The sequence below is a fragment of the Mesorhizobium sp. M7A.F.Ca.US.014.04.1.1 genome, assembly GCF_003998745.1.
GTDB classification, from domain to species: Bacteria; Pseudomonadota; Alphaproteobacteria; order Rhizobiales; family Rhizobiaceae; genus Mesorhizobium; species Mesorhizobium ciceri.
Genome location: NZ_RZRW01000512.1, coordinates 1 through 4,052 on the forward strand (window position 1 = coordinate 1; position 4,052 = coordinate 4,052).

The 4,052-nt window shown below is 61.2% G+C and carries 3 protein-coding genes; 2 read left to right on the plus strand and 1 reads right to left on the minus strand.

The genetic code is table 11. The annotated features are described in order from the left end of the window. The coding region (locus EOA22_RS26340; protein WP_164755829.1) for a DMT family transporter at positions 1-853 on the minus strand (853 nt) is incomplete at its 3' end. A gap of 151 nt (positions 854-1,004) precedes the next feature. Between EOA22_RS26340 and EOA22_RS26345 the strand changes: the two genes are divergently transcribed. Both EOA22_RS26345 and dusA read left to right on the plus strand, forming a co-directional pair. After that, positions 1,005-2,987 carry a BTAD domain-containing putative transcriptional regulator gene (locus EOA22_RS26345; protein WP_063167984.1) on the plus strand — a complete coding sequence of 661 codons (1,983 nt, stop codon included), beginning with the start codon at positions 1,005-1,007 and terminating at the stop codon, positions 2,985-2,987. 242 nt (positions 2,988-3,229) lie between these two features. After that, a partial coding sequence (gene dusA, locus EOA22_RS26350; RefSeq protein WP_127390326.1) for a tRNA dihydrouridine(20/20a) synthase DusA occupies positions 3,230-4,052 on the plus strand: 823 nt, incomplete at its 3' end.

The following is a 4,052-nucleotide window of genomic DNA, read 5'->3' on the forward strand; positions in this document are numbered from 1 at the left end:
GCGCTCGGTTCGACATTGCAACGGACAGGATCGCACCCAGGATGATGCCGGCACCCAAGACGCTCGCGGACGAGCTCCGCTCGCCGAGAAAGATTGCCGCGCCCAGCGCCCCGAAAACGCTTTCTGCGCTGACGATCACGGCGGCGTGGCTGGCCGGCGTAAAGCGGAGGGCAACCGTCTGTATGCCGAAGGCAATCGCAGTGGAGAACACGCCGAGGATGGCCAGTTCCGGGCCGGCTGCGGATGCGGCGGCCAGCGACAGATTGCCTTGCATTGCACCGAGCGGCAGGGCGAAGGCTGCGGCGCCGAAGAACTGTGTCGCGGCAGCGGTGAACGGCCGCGCATGCACCTGCATGTGCCGGCCCAGCTCGACTGCCCAGAGCGCATAGCAGGCAGCCGAGAGGACAGCGGTAAGATCGCCACTGCTGAACCCGGCTATCCCATCCGACAACAGCAGGGCTCCAACAAGGGTCAATCCGGCGGCGATTGTAAGACTCGCTGTCGGACGTTCGCCTACGAGAAACCAGGCGGCCAGCGGTGTCATTACCGTTGCCGTGCTTACCAGGAAGCTCGCATTGGTGACGGAGGCCCCGAGATAGCAAAGCTGCTGGAGCGTGATGGAGATGGCAAACAGCGCGCCCACCTTGGCCAAGCTGGAAAAATAGTCCGGCCCGAGCGGAAGCCGCTTCTCCATGAAGACAAAGGGCAGCACAAGCAGCCCGCCGATCAGGCATCGCAGACCCACAGCACTCAGCGCGTCGAGATGCACAAGCACCATCTTTTGCGAGACATTGCCGAAGCCCCACAAAGCGGCTGCAAACAGCAGCAGCAAATTGGCTCTTGTCCTGGACACGCGCCCCCCTCGAACCAAGCCTTTCGTTGACTTGGTCGCCTTAATTTAGCAAAGCCTAAACAGCCTGCCGTTACGGCAGCGCTTGAGCGCGAAGGCCGACTGTTGCGAAGCGTTAGTTTTGAGTTAGGATTTCGTCAGGCTGGGATAGCAAATGCAAAGTGAGGACAGCGGCGCTGCAAATAGAATCTCACTCTTCGGCGGTTTCCGGATTGAAAATGAAACGGCCGGCCCGCTTCGGCTGACCGGGAAACGAGGGCCGGCAATCATCGCCTATCTGGCCCGGTGTCCGGGCATGGCGGCGACGCGGGAGAGGCTGGCTGACCTCCTATGGGGCGACAGCGACGCTGAACATTCGCGCAACAGCCTTCGGCAGGCCCTCAGTGTCCTGCGCCAGGATCTGGCGCGAGAGGGGGTGGATCTCATCCATTCCAGCGGTGAGTTGATCGCCCTGAGGCCAGAGCTGGTTCAAGTCGACGTGGAGAAGTTCGAAACGGGTCTCTCGGCCCGTTCCGCCCAGGAGCTGGCGAAGGCCTTGGCGAACTACACCGGGCCCTTCCTCGACGGGCTTTATCTGGGAAGCAATGCGTTCGATGACTGGATCACATCGGAACGCGACAGGCTGCTCGGCCGCGCGCTTGAGTCCTTCGAAAAACTGGCCCGTCTCGTCGACCCCGATGCCGGGCTGATCCTGGCCGATCGTATTCTGACCATGGAACCGACACGGGAAGAATCCTATCGGCTCAAGATGGAATTGCTGCTCGCATGTGGCCAACGCGACAGGGCAATCAGGACATACGAAGCTTGCAGAAGCATGCTGAAGAAGGAGTTCGGCGTCGAAGCCGGCCCTGAAACGCGGGCGCTTTGGCAATCTCTGTTGCTTGCCGCCGACGACGCTTCAAATGTGCAGTCGACAAATGGTGTTCCGTCCAGCCAGCGCCTTGGGCGTCCGTCCATCAGCGTTGCCGACTTCGTTAATCTGACCGGAAAGCAAGGCGACGACTTTTTCGCCAAGGGACTTGTCCAGGACATCACGACAGCCCTCTCCGGAGTGGCCGACTATGTCGTGCTCGCCGCGCTTCCGTCCGAGAAGAGCGGCCCAGGCGAAGAAGCCAAGACACCAGGGATACTCCGGGCGCGATATATGCTCAGCGGCAGCGTCCAGAGATCCGGCAATGGGTTGAGGGTGAATGTCCAGCTCGTCGATGCCGCCGGCGGCCACCACGTCTGGGCCCAGAAGTTCGACGGCCACTCCGAGAACGCGCTCGAATTCCAGGACAGGATCGCACAATCTGTTGTTCTTGCCGTGATCCTCGAACTTCAACTGACCAACTGGAAGGTTCGAGACAAAAGCCCGCCAGGGATCCCTGAAGTGCGCAGGCTGGTGAACGAAGCCCTCATGAAATATTTTGAGATGACTCGGGACTCACTTTTGGTCGGGATAGAGCTTGCCGAGAGGGCCTTCTCGATAGGTCCCGACAATGCCCGTGCAAAGCGGACGCTCTCGATCGTGATATCCATGGGCGTGGCGTTTGGTGCGCTGCCTCGGGGGCGTGGGGTGATCGAGCGTGCGGTCGAGCTTGCGGAAGCCGCAGTACGGGCGGTACCGGACGATGAAATTGCCCGATGTATTCTGTCGTTCGCTCTCGAAAGTTGCGGTCGCATCGACGAGGCGATCGCCGAATGCCGCCACGCGATCAGCCTCAACCCAAGCTACCCAACTGGCCACGGCGATATTTCGATGCTCTTTGCGTTGCGCGGACAGGTCGACGAAGCGGTGCGTGAGGCCAACGAAGCAATCCGGCTCGGAACGCACGATGTCATCGACTTCTGGCGCCACCACGGCCTGGTTGTGGCGCTCTTCGCTGGCGGAGACAACCAGCGGGCGCTCGAAGCCGCCCGCAAAGTAGTCAGGACAAAGCCTGGCTTCGTTCGCGGCGCCCTTTATTGGGCCGCGACCGCATCGGCCACCGGAAATAACGAAGAAGCGTCCCGGGCCATCCACCATTGCCTGTCACAACTTCCGCATCTCAATCTGAGCAACGTCTGCCCTGGCTTTGTGCCGCGCTATGTAAAGGATCATCATCATTCCCGGTTCCTTGAGATGCTGTCGAGGGCTGGCCTTCCCAGTTCCTAGCCACATCGTTGGCGCAGACACCGTCATACGAAGCTGGAGGGTTCCGTCCTCCGCCCAGGCATCGAAAGCAGACGACGCGTTGGCAATTCCGGCCAGGTCGACCTATACGCTACCCTGCGATTGAGGTATTCGACGCCCCACGCCGTGGCGCCGGCCAGTCATCCGCCGATTTGCGGCTTGGGCCTATCATGGCGCGTGATAGAGCCCGTACGACGCGATCCAACCTGTTGAAGTTACGAAACATGCAAGATTATCAAAGGTTAAGGGTAGCCATAGCGCCCATGATGGACTGGACGGACCGGCATTGCCGGTTCTTCCACCGTCAGCTGACGAGCCATGCGCTGCTTTACACCGAGATGGTGGTGGCCGACGCCGTCATCCATGGCGCACGCGAGCGTCTGCTCGGCTTCGATGCGTCAGAACATCCGGTCGCGCTGCAGCTCGGCGGCTCGGATCGCGAAAAACTTGCCGAGGCGGCGCGCATCGGCGAGGCCTTTGGCTATGACGAGATCAACCTCAATGTCGGCTGTCCGTCAGACCGCGTCCAGTCGGGCACGTTCGGCGCCTGCCTGATGAAGGTGCCGGACCTCGTTGCCGGCTGTGTCGCGGCGATGAAGGCGGCGGTGACAATTCCCGTGACCGTCAAATGCCGCATCGGCGTCGACGAGCAGGATCCGGAGCCGGCCCTCGATGCGCTGGCGGATGGGGTTTTCGACGCCGGCGCCGACGCATTGTGGGTGCATGCGCGCAAGGCGTGGCTGGAAGGGCTGAGCCCCAAGGAAAACCGTGACATCCCGCCGCTCGATTACAACAGAGTTTATCGGTTGAAGGCTAGAAAACCTAACGAATTCATTGGCATCAATGGCGGCATTCAGACGATCGAAGAGGCGTTGGCGCATCTCGACCATGTCGATGGCGCCATGCTTGGCCGCGCCGCCTACCACACACCCGGCATTCTGGCTGGCGTCGATGCCGCTTTCTACGGCGTCCAGTCCGAGCCGTTCGATTTCGCCGCGCTGATCGATACAATGGCGGACTATGCGGCACGTCATATCGAGCTGGGTG

Coding starts and splice junctions, on each gene's coding strand:
- EOA22_RS26345 (WP_063167984.1), top strand. CDS start 1,005: ATGCAAAGTGAGGACAGCGGCGCTGCAAATAGAATCTCACTCTTCGGC.